Source organism: Phormidesmis sp. 146-12 (assembly GCF_052939495.1).
In genome coordinates, this window is sequence record NZ_JBJPHS010000013.1 from 50,189 (window position 1) to 76,476 (window position 26,288).

Annotated in this window: 20 protein-coding genes; 17 read left to right on the forward strand and 3 right to left on the reverse strand. The window is 49.7% G+C overall.

Annotation, left to right across the window (positions count from 1 at the left end; translation table 11 throughout):
* Positions 1–13: 13 nt before the first annotated feature.
* Positions 14–1,060, reverse strand: a complete 1,047-nt coding sequence (locus tag ACKFKF_RS08390; RefSeq protein WP_446867326.1) for a zinc-dependent alcohol dehydrogenase — start codon at positions 1,058–1,060, stop codon at positions 14–16.
* A gap of 99 nt (positions 1,061–1,159) precedes the next feature.
* On the opposite strand from ACKFKF_RS08390, the gene ACKFKF_RS08395 reads away from it, so the two are divergent.
* Positions 1,160–1,612, forward strand: coding sequence for a DUF29 domain-containing protein (locus ACKFKF_RS08395; protein WP_446867327.1), 453 nt, complete (start codon positions 1,160–1,162; stop codon positions 1,610–1,612).
* A gap of 138 nt (positions 1,613–1,750) precedes the next feature.
* Here the strand turns inward: ACKFKF_RS08395 and ndk are convergent, their stop codons facing one another.
* Both ndk and alr read right to left on the reverse strand, forming a co-directional pair.
* Positions 1,751–2,200, reverse strand: coding sequence for a nucleoside-diphosphate kinase (gene ndk, locus ACKFKF_RS08400; protein WP_446859142.1), 450 nt, complete (start codon positions 2,198–2,200; stop codon positions 1,751–1,753).
* 154 nt (positions 2,201–2,354) lie between these two features.
* Positions 2,355–3,596 (reverse strand): alanine racemase, encoded by a 1,242-nt coding sequence (alr, locus tag ACKFKF_RS08405; RefSeq protein ID WP_446867328.1) that lies wholly within the window; start codon positions 3,594–3,596, stop codon positions 2,355–2,357.
* A 402-nt stretch (positions 3,597–3,998) separates the two neighbouring features.
* On the opposite strand from alr, the gene ACKFKF_RS08410 reads away from it, so the two are divergent.
* From ACKFKF_RS08410 to ACKFKF_RS08485, 16 genes are all read left to right on the forward strand, one after another.
* Positions 3,999–7,046 carry an Npt1/Npt2 family nucleotide transporter gene (locus ACKFKF_RS08410; RefSeq protein ID WP_446867329.1) on the forward strand — a complete coding sequence of 1,016 codons (3,048 nt, stop codon included), beginning with the start codon at positions 3,999–4,001 and terminating at the stop codon, positions 7,044–7,046.
* Between the two features lie 86 nt (positions 7,047–7,132).
* Entirely contained in the window at positions 7,133–7,312 is a 180-nt protein-coding gene (locus ACKFKF_RS08415) for a hypothetical protein (RefSeq protein ID WP_446867330.1), read from the forward strand.
* Positions 7,296–7,805 carry a cyclic nucleotide-binding domain-containing protein gene (locus ACKFKF_RS08420; protein WP_446859138.1) on the forward strand — a complete coding sequence of 170 codons (510 nt, stop codon included), beginning with the start codon at positions 7,296–7,298 and terminating at the stop codon, positions 7,803–7,805. The genes ACKFKF_RS08415 and ACKFKF_RS08420 overlap by 17 nt, the downstream gene beginning before the upstream one ends.
* A gap of 148 nt (positions 7,806–7,953) precedes the next feature.
* A complete protein-coding gene (locus ACKFKF_RS08425; protein WP_446867331.1) occupies positions 7,954–8,352 on the forward strand; it encodes a hypothetical protein in 399 nt (132 codons plus the stop codon).
* Positions 8,353–9,259: 907 nt separating this feature from the next.
* A complete protein-coding gene (locus ACKFKF_RS08430; RefSeq protein WP_446859136.1) occupies positions 9,260–11,233 on the forward strand; it encodes a polysaccharide biosynthesis protein in 1,974 nt (657 codons plus the stop codon).
* A complete protein-coding gene (locus ACKFKF_RS08435) occupies positions 11,230–11,352 on the forward strand; it encodes a hypothetical protein (protein WP_446867332.1) in 123 nt (40 codons plus the stop codon). The genes ACKFKF_RS08430 and ACKFKF_RS08435 overlap by 4 nt, the downstream gene beginning before the upstream one ends.
* Positions 11,353–11,655: 303 nt before the next feature.
* Entirely contained in the window at positions 11,656–13,863 is a 2,208-nt protein-coding gene (locus ACKFKF_RS08440; protein WP_446867333.1) for an SLBB domain-containing protein, read from the forward strand.
* A gap of 123 nt (positions 13,864–13,986) precedes the next feature.
* Positions 13,987–16,155 carry a GumC family protein gene (locus ACKFKF_RS08445; protein WP_446867334.1) on the forward strand — a complete coding sequence of 723 codons (2,169 nt, stop codon included), beginning with the start codon at positions 13,987–13,989 and terminating at the stop codon, positions 16,153–16,155.
* A gap of 863 nt (positions 16,156–17,018) precedes the next feature.
* Positions 17,019–17,444 carry a hypothetical protein gene (locus ACKFKF_RS08450; RefSeq protein ID WP_446859132.1) on the forward strand — a complete coding sequence of 142 codons (426 nt, stop codon included), beginning with the start codon at positions 17,019–17,021 and terminating at the stop codon, positions 17,442–17,444.
* A 12-nt stretch (positions 17,445–17,456) separates the two neighbouring features.
* Positions 17,457–18,302, forward strand: a complete 846-nt coding sequence (locus tag ACKFKF_RS08455; RefSeq protein WP_446859131.1) for an ABC transporter permease — start codon at positions 17,457–17,459, stop codon at positions 18,300–18,302.
* A 39-nt stretch (positions 18,303–18,341) separates the two neighbouring features.
* Positions 18,342–19,664 (forward strand): ABC transporter ATP-binding protein, encoded by a 1,323-nt coding sequence (locus ACKFKF_RS08460; protein WP_446867335.1) that lies wholly within the window; start codon positions 18,342–18,344, stop codon positions 19,662–19,664.
* A 219-nt stretch (positions 19,665–19,883) separates the two neighbouring features.
* Entirely contained in the window at positions 19,884–22,241 is a 2,358-nt protein-coding gene (locus ACKFKF_RS08465) for a PA14 domain-containing protein (RefSeq protein WP_446867336.1), read from the forward strand.
* Positions 22,242–22,420: 179 nt separating this feature from the next.
* Entirely contained in the window at positions 22,421–23,263 is an 843-nt protein-coding gene (locus ACKFKF_RS08470; RefSeq protein ID WP_446867337.1) for a glycosyltransferase, read from the forward strand.
* Positions 23,264–23,269: 6 nt separating this feature from the next.
* On the forward strand, positions 23,270–24,262 hold the full coding sequence (locus tag ACKFKF_RS08475) for a KpsF/GutQ family sugar-phosphate isomerase (protein ID WP_446867338.1): 993 nt from the start codon (positions 23,270–23,272) through the stop codon (positions 24,260–24,262).
* A 117-nt stretch (positions 24,263–24,379) separates the two neighbouring features.
* A complete protein-coding gene (gene kdsB, locus ACKFKF_RS08480; RefSeq protein ID WP_446859126.1) occupies positions 24,380–25,111 on the forward strand; it encodes a 3-deoxy-manno-octulosonate cytidylyltransferase in 732 nt (243 codons plus the stop codon).
* Between the two features lie 66 nt (positions 25,112–25,177).
* Complete coding sequence (locus ACKFKF_RS08485) at positions 25,178–26,092, forward strand: glycosyltransferase family 2 protein (protein WP_446867339.1); 915 nt, start codon at positions 25,178–25,180, stop codon at positions 26,090–26,092.
* Positions 26,093–26,288: the final 196 nt, after the last annotated feature.

Sequence of the window (26,288 nt, forward strand, 5' to 3'; positions counted from 1 at the left end):
CCATCCCTCATCCCTACGGCTCGATCGCCACCTTCACCACTTTTCTCGCTTTCATGTCTTGAAACACCTGTTCTAAATTTTGAAGTGGTTGGCGATCGCTGATCAAAAGCTCAAACGGAATCGTCTCACTCGCAATCAGGGCCAGCGCCGATCGCACAAACTCTGGCGTATTGTGAAACACCCCTTTTAAGGTCAGTTCATTGTAGTGGAGTTGTTCGGTATTGACGGTAATTGTTGTGTCGCGAGGACAGCCTCCAAACAGATTCACGGTAGATCCCGGACGCGCACAAGCGATCGCCGTCTCCCACGCAGCCGGAACGCCCGTCGCCTCGATCACAATATCAGCGCCCCAGCCGTCGGTCAGATCTCGCACCAGACTCGGCACATCGGGCACCTGTCGATAATTGAAAGTTTTTGCGGCTCCAAACTTTTCGGCAATCTGCAATCGAGGATCGCTACCGCCAAACACAAAGACTTCAGTCCGTTGAGCGAGAGCCGCCACAAACATCAGACCGATCGCTCCATCTCCTAACAAAACAACTCGATCGCCGGATTTGGCATTCGATCGAGCGACTCCATGCAGCACGCAAGCTAACGGTTCAGTCATCGCGGCCATCGCATCAGAGAGATTGTCTGGAATGGCTAAAAGATTTTGCTGAACGATCGGAGCAGGAATTTTCAAATACTTGGCAAAGGTGCCATTGTTGAAGGTCAGATCGGTGCAGAGAGAATAGTCTTGGCGCTGGCAAAAAAAGCACTTGAGACAGGGAGCCGAATTGTTGGCAACGACGCGATCGCCCACCTGCCAGCCCGATACGCCGTCTCCTAGCGCGACGATTTTCCCAGCCGCTTCATGACCAAACAACGTGGGTGGCTTGAGCATTTTGGCATGTCCGCCTCGTCGCCAAACCTTGAGATCCGTTCCGCAGGTAGTCGCGGCTCCGACTTGCAGGATCACTTCTCCCGGTGCAGGCGTGGGATCAGGAACAGTCTCCAATCTCAGGTCTTCTTGACCGTACAGTAAAGCTGCTAACACGAGCGATCGACCTTCTTTACGCAATGTTCAAAAATCTTACTGGATCTTGCGCCAATTAGCTGATCTCCCTTGACCGAGCGTGAACCTAAGATCGGTGGCCAAATCTCAGTATATTTACCTGAAATGTCGCAACCTCAGTTTCAGATTTCTCTCTACGAAGAAGATTTTGCTTTATGGATTGAGCAAACAGCCGCCAGCTTGAAGAACGAAGCGTTTGATCAGGTAGATATTCCCCATATGATTGATGAACTCTCCGCTCTGGGACGCACCGAAAAGCGAGAACTCAGGAGCCGATTAGACTGCCTTCTAGTTCATCTTCTCAAGCGAGTCTTTGTGGATAGCAGTAGTAAAAATAGCGCGTGGGAACGAACGATCGCCGACCAGCGCAAACGACTCAAGTGGCTGATCGAAGATTCACCGAGTTTAATTTGCTACATTGACGAAATTTTTGCCGACGCTTACCAGGATGCGTTAGCCGAGGTGCAAAGAACGTATCGCAAGACTAGATTTCCTGATGAATGGGGGTGCGATCGCAGTGTGGAGACGCTGCTCTCAGCCCAGTTTTGGCAAGATTGAGAAATGCAGAATGACGAGTTTGAACGTTTGTTTGAACACTTATTTGAACACTTATTTGAACTCTTCATCGATCGCCACTCTGCAACGCCAAATTAAATTGAGGTTCTCCAGACTAAATTGAGGTTCTCCCCAATCAGATTACTCGTAGATCCAGGAAAGGATCGTTGGCTGCCAGTTCACGAGTTCTTCTGGTTCAAACCATAGCGCAATCTCACTCTCGGCCGTTTCGGGCGCATCCGATCCATGAATCAGGTTGCGACCAATGTTTGCGCCATAGTCACCCCGAATTGTGCCCGGTTCAGCCGTGAGCGGATTGGTTGCGCCGATCACTTTTCTTGCAGCCGCAATCACACCATCGCCTTCCCAGACCATCGCGACGACCGGGCCAGAGGTAATGAATTCAACCAGGCTGCCAAAAAAGGGACGTTCTTTATGCACTCCATAGTGCTGTTCTGCGAGTTCGCGGCTGACGTTCATAAACTTGAGGCCGACGAGGGTAAAGCCTTTTGTCTCAAAGCGACCAATGATTTCGCTAATCAGCTTGCGTTGCACACCGTCGGGCTTGATTGCTAGAAATGTCCGTTCCACAGAGGCGCTCCCAAGAGAGTAATTTTTACAAGATCAGATTAGCTTAGAACGGCGGCGATCGGGAGGGAGGAGGGAGGAGGGAGGGCTGGTTTAAAGTCTTCTAGAATTGGCAGCTTGGGGGCAGAAGGCTTCGGCATCAAAGCGAAAAAGCCCATTATCGAGATCGATCGCTTTGAGTAACTCGCGAGGGGTCACTTATCTCGGAGGTCGATCGCTGGAGAAAGGGGTTGCCGACGGCGACACGGGGAAGGCGATGCTTAAAACTACAGAGAATCTCCCAGGAAATGGTGCCGAGAGTCTTGGCCCAATCGTCCGCCAAAATCTGCTGGTTGCCATCTTGACCCAATAGCGTCACGACTTCGCCTTCTTGTAGAGCGGGAATGCTGCTCACATCCAACATAATCTGATCCATCGTGATCGAGCCGATTTGGGGCACCCGTTGACCTCGAACCAATACTGTCAATTGATTAGAAAGATTGCGAGGAATGCCATCTGCGTAACCAATTCCGACTACAGCAATTTGCGTTTCTTTGTCAGCGACGAATCGATGCCCGTAGCTCACTCCGGTTCCTGGCTGGATGGTTTTGACCTGGGTGACTCGCGCTTTTACTTGCATTACAGGCTTGAGATCAATCTGACCTCTTAAATGGTCTGCGGGATAAAGTCCATAGATGACCAGTCCCGTTCTCACCAGGTCATAGTGCAGATTGGCATCGGTCAACGTGGCTGCTGAGTTGGCGAGATGTAGACGAGGGCGATGAGGATTGGGCGCAGGTGAAAATCCACAGGCTTGAATGGCAGTTTCGTAGCGCTGTTGTTGTTGCCGCATGATCGTGGGATCAGGGTCGTCAGCCGTGGCTAAATGAGAATAGATGCTGGCGATCGCCAAGTTGGGTAATCGCTGTACCAACTGCACAAATTCAACTGACTGTTGCCACGGAGTGCCTAATCGAGACATGCCCGTATCTAACTTGATGTGAACGGGAAGCGGCGATCGCGACAGGTGACTCATCGCTTCGGCAAACACGAGGGCCTGCTTGGGCGTACACAGGGTGGGTTGAAGCTGCCAGTGAGCGATCGCTCGAATCTGTTCGGCTGTATGCGTTGCGCCCATGAGTAAAATCGGAGCGTTGATGCCCGCTTCTCGCAGCTCGATCCCTTCGGGAATGGTTGCGACTCCCAGCCAGGTGGCCCCACTTTGCAAAACGGTTTGAGCGACGGTGACGGCTCCGTGTCCATACGCATCGGCTTTGACGACGGCCATCAGATCCGTCTGCGCCGCCAGCAATCCGCGAATTTGCTGAATATTCTGTGAAAGCGCGACCAAATCAATCTCAACCCAGGCCCGCTCTCGCTGCATTAGAGCAATGCTGGAACTTTGATCCCAACTCAACATGACAGACTCCTCTTACACCACACACGATTTGATTTCTGCAATCGTACTTCTCCAAACTCTGAATGGTCTACCCACTCCACTCTGAATGTAAGACGCTTTTGTGAGAAATCTGGCAGTCTAAATCTGCAATCAGAGACAAAATAGAAGTTGAATCGGCGATCGCCATTTGTATAGAACGGGTAAATTTTTAAAGGCAGAACTTGTGTAACAAGCAAGAAATCTCCCCAATCTGGAAATCTTATGGGCAAGTAGGGGGCGATCTCTGCGTAAAATTGCGGGACTACCCCGCTTACTAAGTTAAAGACTTTAAAGATCATGGCCTGTTTAATCTCCGCATACTGAGGCAAACTGTAAACACTTGACAGGGGCGCATCGAATACACGGTACGGGACAAAACGCTACATGGAACTGATCGACCAGCAATACGCCAGAGATGGGGTAGGACGAAAATTTCTACGATGGATTAATCTTCGTCCAGAAGAAAGCGAACGCACGTTGCTCATGTTTGCGTTCTATACCACCACGGCGATCGGTCTGATGTGGCTCGAAGCCAGCGCCGTTGGACTCTTTCTCGAACAGTATGGTGCAGCCAATCTGCCGATCATCTACATTGCCAGTTCTGGAATTAGCGTCGGGCTAGGCTTTCTTTATTCGTGGCTACAAAAATATTTGTCACTGAGGCGAGTCATTGTCCTGATTGCGCTGTTGATGGCGTTACCGTTGTTGTTGTTGCAGTTTGGGCTGAGTTTTCCGGCGGGTGCGGCGATTAGTGGCATTATCGTTCTCAAAACGACGGTATTGTTGCTGCGACTGTGGCTAGAGGCGATTTATGTCTTGAATGACCTGAATGCGTCAATCACCGCCAATCAGCTTTTTAACATTCGAGAAATTAAGCGGACGTATCCCTTGATCAGCAGTGGGGTACTGGTCGCCGATATTGTCAGTGGTTTTTCATTGCCGTTTGTGTTGGCGGCGTTGCCTCGCGATCGCGGCATTCCCACCGTCATTTTGCTCTCATTTGTGATGATGCTGATTGGCGCAGGCATCTTGTCTTACCTGTGTCAAACCTATCAGCAGGCCTTTCCCGCTTCTCGACGCAGAAGAGACGATCGCCAGGTCGAAAATCGTCAGGAAGTTCGCGGTAAGATGCGGCGCTATGTCGGGCTGCTGGTTGTCTTTTTTATCATGGCGCAGGTGCTGTTGTTGCTGGTCGATTTTCAGTTTCTCAGCCAGCTTGAAAGACAACCCGAATTTTCTGCCCAGAGTGAGAAGATCGCCAGCTTTCTCTCCGTATTCAATGGCGCGCTGGGGATTTGTGAACTGATCGCTCAATGGCTGTTCTCAAGTCGCGTGATCGAGGCAGTAGGAGTGTTTCAGACGGTGATGGCCCTGCCTGTTGTCGTCGTACTAATGACGATCGGCATCGTGATTTGTGAAATCGTCGCGTCGGCACCCCTACCGATCTTTTTGGGACTGGTGATGCGTAAGTTTTTATACGAACTGCTGCACTACACCCTGTTTGCCAGTGTGAGTCCTGTGTTGTTTCAGCCAGTGCCCGAAGCCGTGCGGGGAAGACTCCAGGCTAATATTCGCGGCATTGCGGAACCGATCGCCACGGGTGCCACGGGCGTTGTTTTATTCTGGCTGGTCTGGTTGACGGAGCAGGGTGAAACGGAGCGGCAGTGGCAAAATCTGATTTTTGGGGTAATGATTCTCCTGGCGGTGGGCTGGTGGGTGGCAATCTACTTGCTCAAACAGGATTACGTCAAACTACTCGTCTTTAGCGCCGGACGGGGACAACTCAGCGGATCAGATGTAGACTTACGAGAACTCAAACGCGCTGTGATCGAGGCACTAGACAAGCCCGGAGTCGAAGCGGACAAGCGATCGTGCATTGAGCTTCTCAGCCAGATCGATCCCAAAAACGTCGGTGAAGTGCTGGCTCCCTTATTAGACAAGCTCACGCCCAGTTTGCAGCAAAAAAGCCTGGAGGTGATGATCGCGCATCCCAGTCTGTCTCATCTGCCCTCGGTCAAAGATCTGATCACCCAAAAGCCTGCCCCCGAAGTCATGGCCGTCGCGCTGCGCTATATCTGGCTCACCGATGAAAATCCGGATATTCGTCAACTGCGATCATACCTTCATCCCCAAATCGACCCGATCATTCGCGGCACGGCTGCGTCTCTAATGCTCAAGCAGGGCACCCCCACCCAAAAAGCGGAAGCGACGAATGCGTTGCGGCTAATGTTGACTCACAAGCACAAACAAGAGCGGGTGATGGGCTGTCGGGCGCTGGGTGAGGCGGTTTATTTGCAGGCGTTGCGGCTTTACATCCCCAATTTGTTACAGGATAAATCGCTGCCTGTGAGATGTGCGGTGCTGGAAGCGATCGGAGCCACCCGCTTAGAGGAATACTATCCGTCGCTGTTGAGAGGTCTGAGCTACAAATCGACGCGCAATGCTGCCCAGAGTGCCTTGGTGAAGCTGGAAAACGATGCCTTAACGATGTTGGTCAGTCTGGCCGAAGATGTCCACCAGCCCAATCTGGTTCGTTCTCACGCCTGGAGCGCGATCGGGCAAATTGGTACCAGAGAAGCGATCGAGATTCTCATTGCCCACCTCAAAACCTCCTGGGGAGAAACGCGCCGCAATATTTTGAGAATTCTGCTAAAAATTCCTTTAGAAAAAGGGATCGAGGCGGTGCTGGATCGACTGGGACGGCGAGGTGTCGAGCAGTTGATCGATCAGGAAATCATGTTTATCGGTCAGATCTATGCGGCACTGGTCGATTTGACTCCAGAACGGGCGCGCGGACAGGAAGCAGATCTGTTGAGGCGATCGCTGCGGGATCTTCCCAGTGATGGCATAGATCGACTCTTTTTGTTGATGAAATTTCTCTACTCGCTCAACTCGATTCAGGTGGCTTCTTTTAACCTTCAGTCTGGCTCAAAGTCTAATATGGCGCAGGGTTTAGAGATTTTAGACAACACCTTAGACATTCCCAGCAAACGTGCGCTGTTAGCGATTTTGGACAGCAACCGAGATGTAGACAAGCTGCAAAGTCTAGCGGGAATTGTGGGCTACGAGCCGATGAATCCGCACAATCGCCTTCGCTATCTGCTAGATTTACGTCACTTTTTATCAGACTGGTCGCTGGCCTGCTGCTTTCATCTGGCGCGTCAGTCTCGTTGGAGCCTTACCAGTGAGCAGATTCTCGCCTGTCTCAATCATCCCAAAGGCTTTGTGCGCGAGGCGGTTTTGTCTTATTTACAGCTTGCCTCTCCCAGTGCGCTGATCCGAATTTTGCCGATGTTAGAAAATGACCCCGATCGTTTAGTCGCCAGCCAGGTCAAACAAATGATGGAAGGGCTAAATCTAGGGCAAATTCCCATCCGACGATTTCAAGACGACGACGATATGCCCAGTACGGCGGAATTGGAGCCTCTGTAATGAGGGAGGAGGAATGAGGGATGAGGAATGAGGGATGAGGGATGCATCGTCTTGGACAGGTATGATTTTGAGGCAGGGAATCAGGGATGAATAATCAGCAGACAACGATGATGAATGGCCAAACGATCGTAGACAAGCTTTATGTGCATTACTGGATCAACAAGTGGCTAATCTCTAAACCGATCGCCCTCCTTCCTCCCTCCTTCCTCATCCCTCCCTCATCCCTCATCCCTTCCTCCTCCCACTGTCATGCTAAACAGCTTTGAACGTCTGCTACTGGTTCGAGGAGTCCCCATCTTTCAGGAATTGCGGGATGATTTTCTCGTGCGGTTGGCTTCGATTATGGATGAGCGCTGCTTTAATGCCAAAGAGGTGATTATTACTCAGGGGCAGGAGGGGCGATCGCTCTACATCGTGGCGCAGGGCATGGTAAAGGTACATATTGGCGAACAAGAATTGGTGCAGTTAAAAAAGGGGCACTTTTTTGGGGAGATGTCGCTGTTTGATGCGGAGCCTCGGTCTGCGTCGGTGACGGCTTTAGAGCGGTGTGATTGTCTTGTCTTGACCCAACAGCAGTTATATGAAGCGATCGACGAAACTCCCGGTATCGCCCTGAATATTATTCGCATTCTCTCTCGTCGCATTCGCGAACTCAATCTCAAACTCAACGCCAAAGATCACGAATTGGGAATGCTCAAAAGCAAGCTGGATCAGGAGATTTATAACGAGCCTGCACCACGATCGCAAAAACTGAGATAGATGGGGCAATTTTCAAGAGGGATTAGGTTTCAGGAATATCCTTTGAGTAAAATCAGCCTACAAGGAGCAACTTTTATCCCTACATCAGAGCAAAAAACGCAGTGCTTCACTCTAGGTTGCTGGTTTACTAAACTTTACTTACAGGCATATGAACACAAAGCTGATCCATTACTCAATTGCTGGAATTCTTGCAGGAACCATCACACTTTTGAGTGGGACTGTATATGCTCAAGAAGTGCCCAATCTTAAAAAAGAAATGCCTTATGCACAGGCAAGAGAACTGTTGATCAATAAAGGATGGCGAGCGATCGAGATTCCAATCCTCCAACGTGGCGATCAACTCTTTGGTGCAACAAAGTACATCGTCAAGGAGCTTGGTTATAACGAAGTCGTTGATTGCTCAGGAACCGGAATGGGATTCTGTCGCTTTGAGTTTGAGGGGCCTGATGGACGCAAATTAATTGTCATCACAGTTGATAACCAGAAAAAACAGCAACCGATCGTATATCGCTGGTCAATTGAAGCGCACGACAAAGCGATCGACTAGTTCCAGTTTTTCGGTAAATCCAATCAACCCAAAGATCAGGTCAGGAGTTTTACTTTATCGGCGATCGTAACCAGCGTTCCACAAGTTTGAGGCTTGCTTCAGTACTGAGGCTCAGATAGAAACGAACCTCTGTGGTTGGCCATTGTTGCCCCTCTAATGTGAAGAGTAGATATGTAGATTAATCTCTGGAGAATGTGAATCACCGAGTCCGTGCCCCTTTCAGCCAAACTCAGTATAATCCCCATAAACCACTGCATCTTAACAGACTCTTAACAAAACTCACTTAGATAGCAAGACTATCGCCAAATTGAATAAGCTTTGTTATGGTATGCAGTACAGTAAGTTGCAGGCTCTACCCAAACGCTCGATCGAGGATTATTCTCGATTTTGTAATCTTGGCATCTTTACGAAATTTTGCGTAAGTGTATACATAGTGAGGCTAATACACCAAATTACGCAGATTAGGGCTTAAGCGACCCAGCAAAGTTGTGGAGTCATAGTTGTGGAGTCATAACTATTTCAGGCATTAGGAATTGTTCTGGCAATCTAGGCAGGAACTAGAGCAATCATCAATGCGAGCAACAAAAGGGCATCTCTCCAGATAGCACAAGATTATCTACCAGACTTTATCAACTCTCCTAAATCTACAGTTCGTGTGATCTAGCGAGTTCTATCTAAGTGCAATTATCAAAGGGCAAGCGTATTGGTTATCAATCGAGCCATTGCGATCGTAAAAAGCAATCCGAAGTGTAATGCTATGTCATTATAATCATCCTGATTGCGCTTTTATAACTTGCTAATGTTATTTGCATGACGAATAGAAAAGGGTGTTTCACCAGATAAAAGTCATCTATTTTTGGCTTTTTGACGGTCAAGGATCAAGCTGTACCAATCGAGGTTTTAGCTGATGAAGAATCCAACTTCTAAACAACGCTCTACTTCTATTTTTTCCAAACTTCTCAGGCTCAATTTCTCTTATTTTTTCTTAAGCCGCATTGCATTATTACCAGGAAGAATTAAACGATATATCTTCTTTAGCAACGATATTATTATCTTTGTTGTTGCGATTTATATTGCTCTAAGCTTACGCTTTGAAGACTCCTCCGTTAAAGAACAAATTGCGCTTTACTCTTCGACGATCGTCCTGGCAATTCCTGTTAAATTCTGCATCTTTTATCTGACAGGCATGTATCACTCCCTGCTGCGTCACACCGGAGTCGAAATCTTTGGTTTGGCACTCAAAGCCGTGGTGATCAGTGAAGGAGCCTTGACCGCGACCTGTGCAGTGCTGCAATTTAGACCCCTGCCGCGATCGGTGCAAATCATCTCTGCGCTGGTGACCTGGGTGCTTGTCGTTGGCATCCGCTTTTTGATGAATCACCTCCTCAACCGGGTCGAGGCTCCCACTCCCACTAAATCCCCCACTGCTCCCATTTCGCCACAGCCCCAACGTCTGATCATCTATGGTGCAGGAGCCGCTGGATCTCAAATCTTCCAGGCCTTGTTGCGGGAGCATACTTATGATGTCATCGCATTTGTAGACGACAATGCAGCAGTTCAGGGGCGCTTGGTTAATGGGCTGCGGATTTATCACCCCGACCAGTTGCCAACCTTGGTGCCTCGCTACGAGATCAAAATGGTGCTGTTGGCGGTTCCTTCTGCCACCCCGCAAGACAAGCGTCGCATTTTAGAATCACTCAAGGGGTTGTCGATCGAAGTCAAAACCCTGCCGACCGTTGCCGAAATTCTCACCGGAAAGGTGTCGATCAAACAGATCCGAAATGTAGACATCGCTGACCTGTTGGGGCGTGAAGAAGTGCTGCCTGACCCCGGATTGTTGGGCGTAAACATTACAGGAAAATCAGTCCTGGTCACAGGGGCCGGCGGATCGATCGGCTCAGAACTGTGTCGCCAAATTGCTCAACAAAATCCTAAAGTACTGGTTTTGTATGAGTTGAATGAGTTTGCGCTGTATTCGATCGACATTGAACTCGCAGAAGCCTATCCTCAGATTCCTCGTGCGGCCTGTCTGGGGTCTGTCACCGACGCAGAACGGCTCGAAGAAGTCTTGACCCAATACGAGGTTGAGACCGTCTACCATGCGGCCGCCTACAAACATGTTCCGCTCGTCGAAGCCAACTCTGCTCAAGGCATCATTAATAATGTCTACGGCACCCTTACTGCCGCTCGTACCGCCAACAAATGTAAAGCCAGTACGTTTGTGTTGATCTCGACCGACAAGGCCGTGCGCCCGACGAATGTCATGGGAGCCACCAAGCGATCGGCCGAACTCGTCCTCCAGGCGTTAGCGGCTCAACCCAAAACCTACACGCGCTTTGTCATGGTGCGATTTGGCAACGTCTTGGGCAGCAATGGGTCGGTAGTTCCTCGATTTCGCAAGCAGATTGCAGAAGGCAAGCCGATCACGCTGACGCATCCCGATATCACCCGCTATTTTATGTCTATTCCCGAAGCGTCGAGGCTTGTGATCCAGGCGGGGGCAATGGGCAAAGGGGGCGAAGTCTTTTTGCTAGAGATGGGAGAACCAGTCAAGATCTACGATCTGGCCACCCAAATGATCGAATTGAGCGGTCTGGTGCCGGGTGAAGATATTGAGATTTTGCTGACGGGTTTGCGTCCAGGCGAAAAGCTTTATGAAGAACTTTTGATCTCAGGCGAGAATGCGATCGAAACCGACCATCCCAAAATCTACGCAGCTAGAGAAAACATGATTCCCTGGCGAGAGCTTGAGCCACTTTTGAACAAGCTATTTCTCGCCGCCAACCAAAAAGACACGCTAGCGATTCGATCCATTCTCAAAACTCTGGTGCCTGAGTACAAACCTCAACAGCACAATGCCCTAGTTATGAAGCAGGGATGAAGTTGCAAAACGATTCAAAATTCAAGCCGGATCTGACTCCTCACCCCTTCCTCCGCAAAACCACGACCGATCGCCGAAAAATTCATGTAGTTTCCATGACGCTACGCGATCCGTCCTGATACATTCACTAACCTTCTGTATCAGTATTCAAGACTTTTAAGAACAAATCGTCATTCACCTGCCGATTCTGATCCGATGCTCACACTCGTTCACTTTTTGATGGCTACCGATCTGGCGGAAAATTCTGGACTCTGGACTCTGGACTTTGAACTTTAGACAAATCAAAGCTTTCGTCTTCTGTCTAAGGTCTTCCGTCTAGTGTCTTCCCACCGTCTTCCAACGTGCCCGCTGTCGTCGCCATCACTCAGAGAATGGATGTAGCGCATCCGGTTCGACCGTTCTGTGGTTTATGAGGTTTTTTTATGCGTGTTTCAGTTATCGCACTTGGCGCTATTACGGCTCTATTTGCCCACGAACTTATTGGTAACGATGCCGTTACTCCCAGCGCCACGTCTTCTACCGCTAAACCCGGCAACAAAGACGCAGCCAAGCCTACAGCGCCTCCTCAGCTCCCCCAGGCGATCGCTCAACCAGAAACACTGCCCTCGCAGACATCCGCAAGGTCGGCTGGTGACAAAACTCTAGATCTTCTCCCCGCAGACCTGTCCCTCAGTGACTCCGCTAATCTGGGTAACGCGATCGACCTGCCGCCGCCCCTCAAAATTTCTGCAATGCCCTCCGTTGATCGCTCGATCAGTGTTGACCAGTTGCCGCTAGATGCGATCGTGTCGGCCTCCATGCAGTCTGACAGCAAGCCTGCGCCCGCCAAACCACCCACTCCAGCAAAACAGCCTGTCGCTGCAAAACAGCCCGTCGCCGCAAAGTCTCAAGCTGGGCTGACGGATATTCAGAATCATCCCGCACGATCGGCGATTCTGTCTCTCGTCAAGCAAGGCGTGGTGAAGGGCTTTCCAGATGGCACTTTTCGCCCCGATCGTCAGGTGACTGATAGTGAATTCAAAGGCATGATGCAAAAAGGACTGCAAAAAAGTCGAGAAAGCGTCGAAGCGTTGGATACACCGTCTAATGTCGTGTCCCGCGCTGATGCTGCCCAATTTGTCTACCAAAAAATAATAGCTCGCTCTAGTGCGGCCGCTTCTAACGCCAAACTGCCGCCCGCCCCGACCCTGGTTGCCTCATCTAATGTTACCCAAGCGGTTCAATCCAGACCGCCCCAGACATCCCCTCAAATGAGCACTGTCAGCATTGCCTCGTCTAGCGTTGCTCAGGCGGCTCAACCCAAACTCCCTCAGCTATCTCCTGGAATTGACCCCAATCAGCCGTCCAATATGACTTCGCCACCTTCTCTGATGGCCGCCGCCTCAAGCGATGAGTCTTATACCCTGGGGGCAGGCGACAAAATTAAGGTCGATGTGTTCAATGTCCCTGAGTACAGCAAGGATTACCAGGTTTTAGTCAACGGAACGCTCAACCTGTTTCGGATTGGCAGCGTTTCTGTAGAAGGAATGACCCTCAAACAGGCAGAAGCGGCGATCGCGGCACGATACAGCAAGTTAGTCAGAAAAGCGCTGATTGATGTGACGCTATCGGCACCTCGCCCCTTAAACATTGCGGTTGCAGGGGAAATTGGCCGTCCTGGCTCTTATACGATGCCGTCTGACAATGGGAAGTTTCCCACGATTACGCGCCTGATTCAGCAAGCGGGCGGTATGACTCAAGCGGCAAATCCCCGTCGAGTGGTGGTGACCCGTCCGCAGCGATCGGGCAGCAATCAAACCTTTGACGTTAACCTCTGGGAGCTATTTCAAACTGGAAATCTGAGCCAAGACGTTACCCTGCGGGATGGTGACACGGTGTTTATTCCCGCAGCGACGGCGATCAACCTGGCCGAGTCTTCTCAGTTGGCGGCGGCTAACTTTGCGACCGATAAAACTCAGCCTCTAAACATTGCTGTGGTCGGGGAAGTCGCTCGTCCTGGGCCTTATGTGTTGACCAAAACAGGAGGAATGCCAACCATTACTCAGGCCGTTCAGCAGGCGGGCGGCATTACTCAAATGTCTAATATCCGTCAGGTTGAAGTGCGTCGAGCGACGCGATCGGGCAACCCTCAAGTCATCAAAATTGACCTTTGGCAGCTTTTGCGCTCCGGAGATTTGAGTCAAGACCTAATTTTACAGCAAGGAGATACGATTTCGATTCCGACTGCGACGGCTTTCAACCCAGCGGATGCGGCCCTTCTAGGCTCACCTAGCTTTGCTCCAGTCTCGATCAAAGTCAATGTTGTAGGCGAAGTCGTCAGACCTGGAGCCGTAGACGTACCGCCGAATACGCCATTAAATCAAGCGCTCTTAGCCGCAGGCGGATTTAATCGAGATGCGCGCAAGGCGACTGTAGAACTGATTCGTCTCAACCCTGACGGCACGGTTTCTCGTCAAGCAGTCCCCATCAATCTGGCACAAGGGATCGATGCGAAGGGCAATCCGATTCTTCGTAACAACGACATTATTGTGGTCGATCGCTCTGGGCGGGCAAAGGTCACCGACACTCTAGACTCAGTTCTGGGGATTGTTCAGCGGATTCTGCCGTTTGGCGGTTTGCTGCGGTTTTAGACAAGAAGGCTCGTTTTCGCTCTCTGGTTCCAGCCATTCATTCATTTTCGAGAAGTCGCGGCTCGCTGATCAACACGGTGAGAATCGTGACAGCATCCGATACAGGTCTACGCAGGTACTCTCATGGATACTCAGTCAAACTCATCCCACAATCCCGCCGAGGGTAACGGCAAGCTGCTCTCGATTCCTGATTATCTGATTCAGCCCAGCCTTAGAGATGAGGAAGAAGACATCGGCTCTCAACACCTGTTTGGGTTGCTGCGGCGCAGAGCGCTGGTCATTGCGGGGGTAGCCGTTGTCGCCATCAGTATTGTTTCAGTTATGGTGGGCAAGCAGACTCCTCAGTTTAAGGGCGAATTTCAACTTCTTGTCGAACCGATTACGGCTCAAAGTCTGGATCAGGTGACTCAAGAGGGAAACCAAACGACCCAAAACAATGGTCTGGACTATCCCACGCAGATCCAGGTGCTCTTGAGTCCCAAGACGTTGGAGCCGATCGTTAAGCAGATTCAGGCGCAGTACCCTGAGATTGATTACGATACTCTGATGGGGGGACTCTCGATCGAACAGCCCAAAGATACCAAAATCATCTCAGTCTCTTATGTAGACTTACAGGGCGATCGCGGCGGAGACATTCTCACCAAGCTCTCTCAAGGCTATTTGCGCTACAGCCAACAAGAGCGACAGTCAAACCTGCGCGAAGGGATTAAGTTTGTGGACGGTCGGATTTCCCAAACGCAACGGCGAGTAGACAACCTTCAGCGAGATCTGCAAAACTTTCGCGAAAAAAATAATTTTGTTGACCCAGAGACGCAGGTTGGACAAGTTTCGGGTCAACTCAACGGTCTGCAACAACAGCGCCTCGAAACTGAAAAGTTATTGGCTGAGACACAAAGATCTTTTGAAAATTTGCAGGGCGGATCGGGCGCGGTCGCAGCGTTGGCAGCCGATCCAGCTTATCAAAGTGTAGTCGGTCAGTTACGGGAGATCGATAGCAAGATTGCGATCGAGACTGCTCGCTTTCAAGATGACACGCCTGAGATTGATGCCTTGCGGACTCAACGGCGAAATCTACTTCCTGTCCTGCGGCAAGAAGCCCGTCGAGTGTTGACCAATAAGATTGCGGATATCAATACTCAATTGTCGGTTCTCCAAGCTCGGCAACAGTCCAATACCAATGCTCAACGGGCTTTGGATCAGCAAGGAAAGCGCCTCCCGATGGTGGCCCGTCTCTACACCGATTTGCAGCGCGATCTGACGGTGGCAACAGACAGTCTAAAGCGCCTTTTGGAGGTTCGAGAATCGCTTCAGATTCAAGCTTCTCAGCGAGATGTACCCTGGCAACTGATTGTGCCTCCCAAACTGCCCCTGTCTCGTGAAGATACGCGAGCGCGAACGCTGTTTATTGGCGTGCTGGCAAGCTTACTGTTAGGCGTGGCGATCGCTTTGATTGTGGAACGGATGGATACAACCATCAACACGATCGATGACTTGAAGAAACAAGCTAAACTGCCGCTCTTGGGCAATATTCCTTACAATGCCGAGCTTCGCACTGCCAAGATTGCGACCATCATTCCCCAGCTACTCCAGTTAAACAGTCTGGGCAAAATCTTTAATGGTCAGTCGCAGTCACGCTCTTATACGCATCAGGTTTTTCCAGAAGCCTTTCGCTCTCTTCACACCAATATTCGGCTAATTCGATCAGAGGCTCCGATTCTCTCTCTGGTGATTGGTTCAGCGATGCCAGGAAATGGAAAGTCTACGATCGCGACCCATCTGGCTCAGGCCGCCGCCGCAATGGGACAACGGGTTTTGTTAGTCGATGCTGACCTACGCAATCCTCAACTTAACAATCTGCTTGACTTACCCGAAGCGATCGGACTGAGTGATCTCATTGCTACAGACCTGCACCCCGAACAAGTGATTCGTCCGGTTTACCAGGTGAGTCCCGCTTTAGTGGGCGGAGGGGAGACACTACCAGAGCCAACCGCCGAACAAAACCTTTACGTGGTTACCTCTGGGCAAATTCCAGTAGACCCCACTAAGCTGCTTGCGTCGCAAAAGATGCAGCAATTAGTAAATTATTTTGAAACCGTGTTTGACTTAGTAATCTATGACACGCCGCCACTATTATCTTTAGCAGACAGCAGCCTTTTGGCAACTCATACCGATGGGATGATTTTGGTGGTTGATTTGGGTCAAACCGATCGACCTGAGATCGCTCAAACCCTAGACACTCTGAAAACGGCTCGTATTCCAATTTTAGGAATGGTTGCCAATCATTCTAAGTAAATCACTCTAAGTAATTGTGGATTTAATAAAATCGACGATCGCGTAGGGTCTGTTGGGCCATGCGAAATGCACCAATTCCGATCGTTGGCGGTGCATTTCGCTATGGTTCAAGACACCCTACAAAGTTCAATATTGCTGAATTCTCATTCCTTGATGAGTCACTGTCTGTCAGATTCCCCTAGTTCCTAAAAAGGCGGGAACCCGATGCAATTGGCGATTCGCTACACAACGTCACTTTGCGATCGACTGACCAGTGCTAGTACATTTCTAGTAGGATGGGCATTTCTAGTAGGATGGGCATTTCTAGTAGGATGAGTATTGCCTACAAACCCCCTTTTGTCTTCTAACAAGTCTGAAGAACGTGCTTTTGTGCCCCGATTTGATCAGAAGGGAGAGCGTTAAAACCGCAGCTACTGAAATAAATCCGCCGCCACGAATTATAAATTTCAGATAAAGGTCACTAACTCAAGGATTGCAAACAGTGTTCACTCTACAAATTCTCAGGCTGTTTGAAACTATTTGCACTCTAAAAGCCGTTTCAGTATTCTATTTTTCTGTAAAGGAATAGTGTATTATCGCCTATTTCAAGCTTTTCAGACCCCATTCTTCTGTGAAGCCTTCATGAAGACTGCGGATTCTACGGATTTTGCTAGTTAGTGGTATTGAGCATCACAGTGTGCGAACTGTCACATGATAGAGCGTTTCAAATATGAGGTCTTCATATCACTTAACCCTAACTCACTCGATCCAAAACTGAATAAAGTATATCAACTCTTGTGGAGTGGGCTTCGACGGTCTCTTTGATCTCAGTCTCTCCCACCGTAACCTTTGTTTCGTCGCATTTCGCGGCTCAGGAGGTCGAATTGCAGAAAAGGTGTGATCGTAATCGAAAACGTTCTAAGCGACGGGCGATCTATTGTCCGGTGCATGGCTGTCATCTACACAGCGTTAGTCAAAAATATTCTCTGTTTGCCGATCGAGCCGAACAGCTTCAACAGCGCGGAGTGGGACGAAAAGCCGCCTTAATGTCAATGGCCGCCCACACGACCGTTTCTCTTAATGGAGAATGGCTGGAGGCTTTCTGGTGTGACGAGTGTCAACGAAACGAATGGTATCACGTCCAAAAACAGAATCACACCTATCAAGTCGCGCCTGCACCTGCTGAACTATGGCAGCAAGCGATCGGCGTAACTGATCCTCAAGGAAATCCATCCGTTGGGCAGTTTACCCGTCAGCAGTCTCGAACACTGCGATTTGATGGGGTAAAAGACTTTCGGTTTATGAGTTAACCAGCTATGCGGATGAAATCACGACAACTTTCTAGCCAGCGCGAATTGGTCATTCAATCAGGAAAGACTGAAAAGCACTATTGGCAAGACCTATGGCGGTATCGAGAACTGTTTTATTTTCTGGCATGGCGCGATATTTTGGTGCGCTACAAGCAGACTGCGATCGGCATGGCGTGGGCGTTGATTCGTCCTTTTATCACCATGATCGTGTTCAGTGTTATTTTTGGCAATCTGGCAAAACTGCCTTCCGAAGGCACAACGCCTTATCCCATTCTGGTGTTTTCTGGAATGTTGCCCTGGCAATTTTTTGCGGCTGCGCTCACCCAAACTAGCAACAGCCTGGTCGGAAATGCAGGCTTGATTTCTAAGATCTATTTTCCGCGTTTGATTGTTCCAACCAGCGCGATCGTGGTCAGCTTTGTAGACTTCCTCGTGTCGGGAATGGTGCTGCTCGGACTGATGGCCTGGTATAAGTTTGTTCCAAGTTGGCAGATTATCACGCTGCCCTTTTTTACGCTGATTGCCGCCGCGACTGCGCTGGGCATCGGACTGTGGTTTGCCTCCCTCAACGTCAAATATCGAGACATTGGGCAATTGCTCCCTTTTATTGTGCAGTTGGGCACCTATATTTCGCCCGTTGGCTACAGTAGCAGCGTTATTCCCGAAAAATGGCGCTTGCTGTATTCGCTCAACCCGATGGTGGGCGTGATTGATGGCTTTCGGTGGGCAATTTTGGGTAACCAAACCCCGCTTTATTTACCAGGGCTAGGGTTGTCGCTGGGATTGGTGATTTTGCTGCTCGTGACTGGAATATGGCATTTCCGAAAAGTCGAGCGCGTTTTTGCTGACATCATTTAATGTGAACTTGTGCCGATTCATCGAATAGGAGTAGAAAGCGTGTCTAACACGGTAATTCAAGTTGAGAATTTGGCAAAACGATATATCATTTCTCACCAGAGCAAGAAGTCAGGTTCTTATGGCACGCTGAGAGACTCGATAGTGGATGGCACCCGGTCGATCGCGCGTCAGATCTTTAAATCCTCTGAAGCTCGGCGCTTAAACGCTAAACGAGAAGAATTTTGGGCCCTGCAAGATGTCTCCTTTGAAATCAAGCAAGGAGAATGTGTCGGCTTTATTGGGCGCAACGGCGCGGGCAAATCTACGCTGTTAAAACTACTCAGCCGGATTACAGAACCGACTCGCGGCTCAATTCGGATTGCGGGACGAGTAGCCAGCCTTTTAGAAGTGGGGACAGGCTTTCACGGCGAACTCAGCGGACGCGAAAATATCTACTTGAATGGGGCGATTCTCGGCATGAGCAAAGCCGAAATTACCCGCAAGTTTGATGAGATTGTCGCGTTTGCTGAAGTAGAAAAGTTTATTGACACTCCCGTAAAGCGCTACTCTTCGGGAATGTATGTTCGGCTGGCGTTTGCAGTGGCAGCCCATCTAGAGCCAGAGATTTTGATCATTGATGAAGTATTAGCCGTTGGAGATACCCAGTTTCAGAAAAAGTGTCTGGGAAAAATGGAAGATGTGGGCAGAGATGGGCGCACCGTCCTCTTTGTGAGCCACAACATGAACACCGTCGAATCTCTATGTACGCGGGGCATTGTGTTGAGCCAGGGCACCGTCCAAGTAGATGGAGATGTCCCAACAGCAATCAATGCTCACCTGGAAACCTCTCGCCAACTGACACGGGAAATTGCGCTAGCAGACCGCCGCGATCGTCATGGGTCAGGTAGAGTCCAGATGACCAGTTTTCGGGTGTTGAATAGCGCTGGTAAGCCTGTCACCCGTTTAGAATCTGGTCAAGACTACGATTTAGAAGTGGGCTATCACAATCACACGGGTGACGTTTTACAGGATGTGATTGCTAGTTTTGATTTCCTCGATGACAAAGGCAATACGGTTCTCTTATTTAGAACAAACTTCACCAACAGCAACCTGGTATTAGAACCCGATAGAGGATACATTCGCTGCCGGATTCGCAATCTGCCACTGGCAAACTATCTCTATCAATTCTCAGTTTATCTGGCCTACCGCGACTCAGAAGTGCTGGACTACATTCCAGATGCCGCTTTTGTCGAGGTCGAAGGGGGTGACTTCTTTGGGACGGGGCACCATGCAAACTCCAAGCGCTGCAAGATCTTGTCTAAGTCAGATTGGCAAAGTCTGTCGGTTTATGCGGCTCAACAGTCGATCGTTCAGCACAGTTAGACGTGTCGTTCGCTCATCAACGAATGTAGCGAGGCTCAACTTTGAAGATCTAAACAAGAATTTGAGGACAATTACGGGGGTCTTAATCATATCAACAAAGTATTTCCCACATTCTTGAGTAACTATAGAGGTAGCAAATACTGCCTTCAAGAGGCTTCAGGTGCATCAGTACTTCAAGGGTGCTTTCTAAGCTCACTCTTAATCCTCTAAAAGTTACTGATGAATACAACACAGTTAAGCACCACTCCCCTCACCACTAATCAAACGACAACATCCCAGTCCTCAAGCCTTTTGACCACCCAAAGTAGCCTCACCGCTAGTAGCGCACCGGGCACTGGACTGAGAGCCGAATACTTTGATAATCGAGACTTTACTAACCTGAAAGTAACCCGCACTGATGTAACGGTTAACTTTAACTGGGGGTTTGGGTCTCCCGATCGCACGATTGCAGCCGATACGTTTTCGGTGCGCTGGATGGGACAGATCAAGTCCCGCTTTAGTGAAACCTATACGTTTTCTACGACTTCAGATGATGGCGTACGGCTGTGGGTCAACAATCAACTCGTCATCGATCGCTGGGGAAGTTCTAACGCCACCATTGAAAATCGAGGAACCATCACACTACAAGCAGGACAACTTTATGACATCCGTTTAGACTATGTGGAGAGCGGGGGCAATGCGCGATCGACGCTGAGTTGGGCCAGTGCGTCTCAGGTGCGAGAAGTGGTGCCGCAGTCTCAACTCTATACGCCCACTCCCGAAAGTCTGGGTAACGGACTAAAAGGCGACTACTTTGACAATATCGATTTTACTAACCTTAAAGTCAGCCGCACTGACCCAACCGTTAACTTTAATTGGGGGACGAGTTCTCCGAATGTGGCGATCGCGCCTGATAGCTTCTCGGTGCGTTGGAGCGGACAAATTCAAGCACTTTTTAATGAAACTTATACCTTTCAAACGACGGCAGACGATGGGGTGAGGCTGTGGGTCAACAATCAGTTGATTATTAATAACTGGGTCGATCGCACCACTCCAGTCACGACTAGTGGCACCATTGCGCTCCGGGCTAATCAACGATATGACATTCGTCTAGAGTACTACGAACAGCGCAATACAGCTTCTGTACGGCTCAACTGGTCTAGTCCAACACAAGGGTCGGAGGTGATTTCCCAATCGCGCTTGTTTAGCACTGTGTCTAACGGCACCGCTGCAAACGATACCCTGAACGGTAATGAGAGTGACAACATCCTTCGAGGTCTGGCAGGCAATGATACTTTGCGTGGTAACGGGGGCAACGATACGCTGATTGGTGGTACGGGGAATGACATTCTCGACGGGGGAGCAGGCACTGATACAGCCAGCTATGCAGACTCAATCAACAGTGTTGTCGTTAACCTGGAGAGCGGACTTGCCAACCGAACTGCTCGCCTCATGCCGCTAGGAGATTCGATTACCTACGGAGTGAGTGCGATGTATGCGACACCAGAGCCGCTGACGGGAGGATATCGTTCTGTGTTGTGGAATAACTTCCAGCGCGACGGATTGGCGATCGACTTTGTTGGCTCTCGATCGGATGGCTACGACGGTTCTGGGACTCTGGGCGATCGTGATCATGAAGGGCATCCTGGGGACACGATTGATGTGATTACCTCCAGAATCGGAACTTTCCTCAACACAGGTCAACCGGATGTCGTAATGCTGATGCTAGGAACGAACAATGCTTGGAGTTCAGATACCCCTACTCAGATAGCAACAAAGTTAGGTGTGCTAATCGATCGCATTACCAGCAGTTCGCCTGATGTCACGGTGTTAGTTAGTTCGATTCCGCCTGTGCGTCCAGAAACCTCTTTTGGAGGTGCAGTCACGGCTCAGAAAGCGATCAACTATAACAACCTGATTCCAAATGTGATTGCGACTCGACAGGCAGCGGGTCAGCGGGTCAGATTTGTCGATATGCGGGCTTTGCTCACGGTGAATGATATTACAGCCCCGCCTCTGGATGCTGGTCTTCACCCCAACGCGAGCGGCTACAGCAAGATTGGTAATGCCTGGTATAGCAAACTGTTGAGCGAAGTCGGCACTTCTCAAGGCACGTTTAGCGTTGATCAAGACAGTTTGATCAGCATTGAAAATGTGGTTGGCTCGGCATTGAACGACACCTTAATTGGGAATGCAGGCGTAAATCAGTTGAATGGGGGACTGGGGAACGATCGCTTGGTTGGAGGCGGTGGTTTTGATCCGTTAACGGGCGGCGGTGGCAATGATACCTTTGTCTATCGCAACCTGACCGAAGGCGGAGATCTGATTACTGATTTCACGGCAACTGATACGTTCGAGATTTCAGCCGTCGGATTTGGTAGCGGGCTGGTTGCAGGGGTGAGTCTCAGCTTGAGTGCGGCGGCAACGGGTGTGCTCGTCAATGGGAATGTTGCTCTCGGTAACGGCCCTACCTTCCTCTACAGTAATGGGGTGTTGCGGTTTGATGCTGATGGACGTGGTGCAGGCAGTGAAGTGACGATCGCGACTTTGCAGAATGCTCCAACAACATTAAATATCAGTCAAATTCGGATTGTCTAGACGGTCAATCTACTAACTCCCTAAAGGGCTGTTTTTTGTCTGAACCTGGTTTCAAGGCGAAAGCAGCCCTAAAAATTATGTGGATTCGAGTGGTGCCTTTCGCGAAGCTCAACCCATCCTACAAACAATTCTTTTAATTCACGATCCTCAAATCGTCACTCACTAAGGTTGTCTACACTATGTCAAACCATCCCATTAGAGTGTTTATTGGTTCTGGAGAAGCTAGCTTACTTGAACGAAAAGTTTTAATCTACTCCCTGCGGAAACACGTTCAGCAACCTCTTGACATCTATGTACTCAACGGGACGCATAACGCAGTCGAGTTGAATGATCAGGAACCGTTTTTGGCTCCGATGTCTTTGCGCGTCAAATATCGTAATGCGACTGAATTTAGCTTGTACCGCTATCTCATTCCCCAACTGTGTAACTTCCAGGGTAAGGCGATTTATCTCGACTCAGACATGATTTGTCTCCGAGATATTCAGGAGTTGTTTGATACGCCCTTAAACGGCTGTGACTTCCTGGCAAAAAAAGAAAGCTACTCCCATTTGGAAGCCGGACTGTGGGGACTGAGTGTGATGTTGATCGATTGCGATCGCTGCCGCTTTGATTTGGAAACGATCGTGGACGAGTTGGATCAAAACCTCTACGCTTACAGCGATTTTTCTTGTATGAGTCCAAAGTTTCTGGCTCATCATCCTTACCGGGTTGGTGAATTAGATGCTCAGTGGAATGTGTTTGATTACTGGGATGACCACACAAAACTCATCCATTACACCAACTTATTGACTCAACCCTGGAAACATCCCAACCACCCCTACGGAGACCTGTGGTTTCAGTATCTCAATGAAGCAATGGCAGCAGGCATCGCCACCGAGCGAGACATCGAACTGAGCCTGGTGCGCTCCTACGTTCGTCAAACGATTCGCGAAGGAAACGCGCCTAAGCAAAGCCTAAAATCCACCATCAAGCCTGTGCTACGCCAGCTTAAGCAGACCCTGCAATCGTCCAACAAGCGCTGATTTATCATGCAATCCACGATTCCAACTTCACCCGCTCAGTTCTCCCAAGTACAAACCCTTTTACAACTAGAAGCAGACGCAATTTCTCATACAGCAAAACAACTCAATTCAGAGATTGTTGACCAGGCAATGAATTTGCTTCTCAACTGTCGAGGTAAGGTTGTCCTATCGGGGGTCGGAAAATCTGGGATTGTTGCCCAAAAGATTGCCGCCACCTTTAATAGCATTGGCACAATGGCGGTTTATCTCCATCCCTGTGATGCTTTGCATGGAGACCTGGGGATTGTGACGGCTCAGGATGTCGGGATTGTGCTGAGTAATAGTGGAGAAACGGAAGAACTGATTGCAATGCTTCCCCACTTAAAACATCGACAAGTGCCTGTCATTGCGATTCTAGGAAACCTTGGTTCGACCTTAGCTCAACACTCTGATGTCGTGCTAGATGCAAGTGTCGATCGCGAAGCCTGCCCTCTCAATCTTGCGCCCACAACCAGTACCACAGTGGCGCTGGCGATCGGGGATGCTTTGGCGATGAGTCTGATGTCGATCAAAGGCATCACGCCCGAAGACTTTGCCTTTAACCACCCCGCCGGACGCTTAGGTAAACGCTTGACCCTGACGGTTAAAGATTTGATGCATCATAACAGCCCCACACTGCTGCCTCAAGCTTCCTGGTTAGAGGTTTTGAAGGCGGTGAGTCAAGGCGGGTTAGGCGCGGTCAATATTGTCAGTTCTCAAAACAACTTACTAGGGCTGATTACCGATGGTGATTTGCGGCGCTGGGTACTCAAGACTCCGGCCACTCAACTCGAAGCCTTGACAGCCGATACGCTCATGACAACCCAACCGATCGCCGTCACCCCCGATGTACTCGCCTATGATGCGCTCAAGCTAATGGAAGAACGCCCCTCTCAAATCTCAGTGTTGCCCGTTGTGGATGCTGACCAGCGATGTTTGGGACTATTGCGGCTACATGATTTGTTCCACAGCGGTTTGTAATTGCCGATTGCTACAGACGCTAAAAGTTACAGCATGAATGCCCCGGTAAATTCTATTCAGTGGGCTTCAACGATTTGCGCCAGAAGTCTAGTTTATGTTTGCGGAGTTGCTACCTCAATGAAGATACTTGCTGTTATTCCAGCCCGATATGCCTCCCAGCGGTTTCCTGGTAAGCCTTTAGTGTTACTTGACGATCGCCCAATGGTGCAGTGGATTTATGAAGCAGCCAGCCGTTGTCAGGCGTTTAGCAAAGTAGTCGTTGCAACCGACGATCAGAGGATTGCGGACTGTGTGCGGCAGTTTGGTGGAGCCGTAGAAATGACGAGCAGCCATCACCAGACAGGCACCGATCGAGTAGCGGAAGTGGCGCAGCGCTATGATGAAATGTCCGTTGTGGTCAATGTGCAGGGCGATCAACCCTTTGTTACGCCAGAAATGCTGGCTCAGTTGGTTAGTCCCTATTTGCAGGGCAAAACCCCCGACATGACGACGCTGGCTTGTCCGCTCGATCACGAAGCTGGATACACAGATCCTAATACCGTAAAAGTTGTTTGCGATCGCCACGGACGCGCCTTATATTTCTCTCGTGCTGCCATTCCGCATTACCGTTACGCAGGCACAGCCCCTGTGTTTCATCATCTCGGACTGTATGCGTTTCGTCGAGATTTCTTAGCCACCTATGCCCAACTCACCCCAACGCCGCTAGAACACTGTGAAGCCCTGGAGCAACTGCGCGTCTTAGAACATGGCTACGCGATTCAGGTCAGTCAAACTGAACGCATGATTTTGGAAATCAACACGCCCGAAGATTTAGTACAAGCCAAACGATTGATTGCTCAACCTGCTTGAAACACTGTTCTGAAAGATTGTGCTGCGATCGTCCCCTCTAACCTGTGTGACCAAGCATTTCAACTCATGAAAGTCTCCGTTCTGATTAATAACTACAACTATCAGCCCTATGTGGTTGATGCAATTGAGAGTGTACTCAATCAGTCTGTGCCTGCTGATGAAATCATTGTGGTGGATGATAAATCAACGGATCAATCGGCTCAACTGCTACAAGAAAAGTTTGGCAATCATGAGCGAGTCAAGCTGATTCTCAAAGATCAAAACGAGGGACAGCTTGCTAGTTTTCAGTCGGGTTTCGCTGCGGCTCAAGGCGACATTATCTGCTTTTTGGATGCGGATGATCTGTATCAAGAAAACTACATTGCGGAGATCATCAAGGCTTACAAAGAGCGTCCGACCTGTGATTTTCTATTTTGTAGTGCCGAGTTGTTTGGCAACGAACAGCGGATTGTTAAATGCTACGAAACCGATCGTGACCTGGGCTATTCGCAAATCACAACACTGTGTAAACGAACGTGGATTGGGCATCGGACTTCTACGCTCTCAGTCCGCAGGCAAGTGTTAGAGCAATTGTTTCCCATCCCTTACTTAGAAGATTGGCGGCTGCGGGCAGATGATTGTTTGGTGTTTGGCGCGTCGATCGTGGGTGCTCACAAATTTTACTTAGTCGAGCCGTTGGTTAAGTACCGGGTGCATGGCCACAACGGCCACTATGGGCAGGTACAGAAACGAACTCCAGAGTACTTACAGAAGTATGAAGCGGCGCTCGATCGCTTATTCACCTTTCTTGCAAAACAAATCAATCATCCCAACAATCTTTGTGAACAGGCGGCGGTTGAATTTAGAACCATTCCTCATCCATCCGCTCAAGAACTCCAAACAGTTAAAGCGGTGATTCGAGGCTGCAAAACGTCTCGCCTCAAACGGCTTACCATGCGGCTTTCTGTACACTCTCACTTTCTAATGCATAGGCTTTCTTAAAGCGCTGGTGGTGCAGCTTATGGAGAGATATGGCAATCCTAGAAAAATTATGAGATGCAACTCCTGGTTGACTGACAAAACTCCTGAAGCCCCCGTTTTTTGTAGGTTGGTGTTGAGCAACGCGAAACCCAACAGTCGCCTCTCTCACGTTGGGTTTCGCGTTGCTCAACCCAACCTACTGGAAAAGATCTGTCAG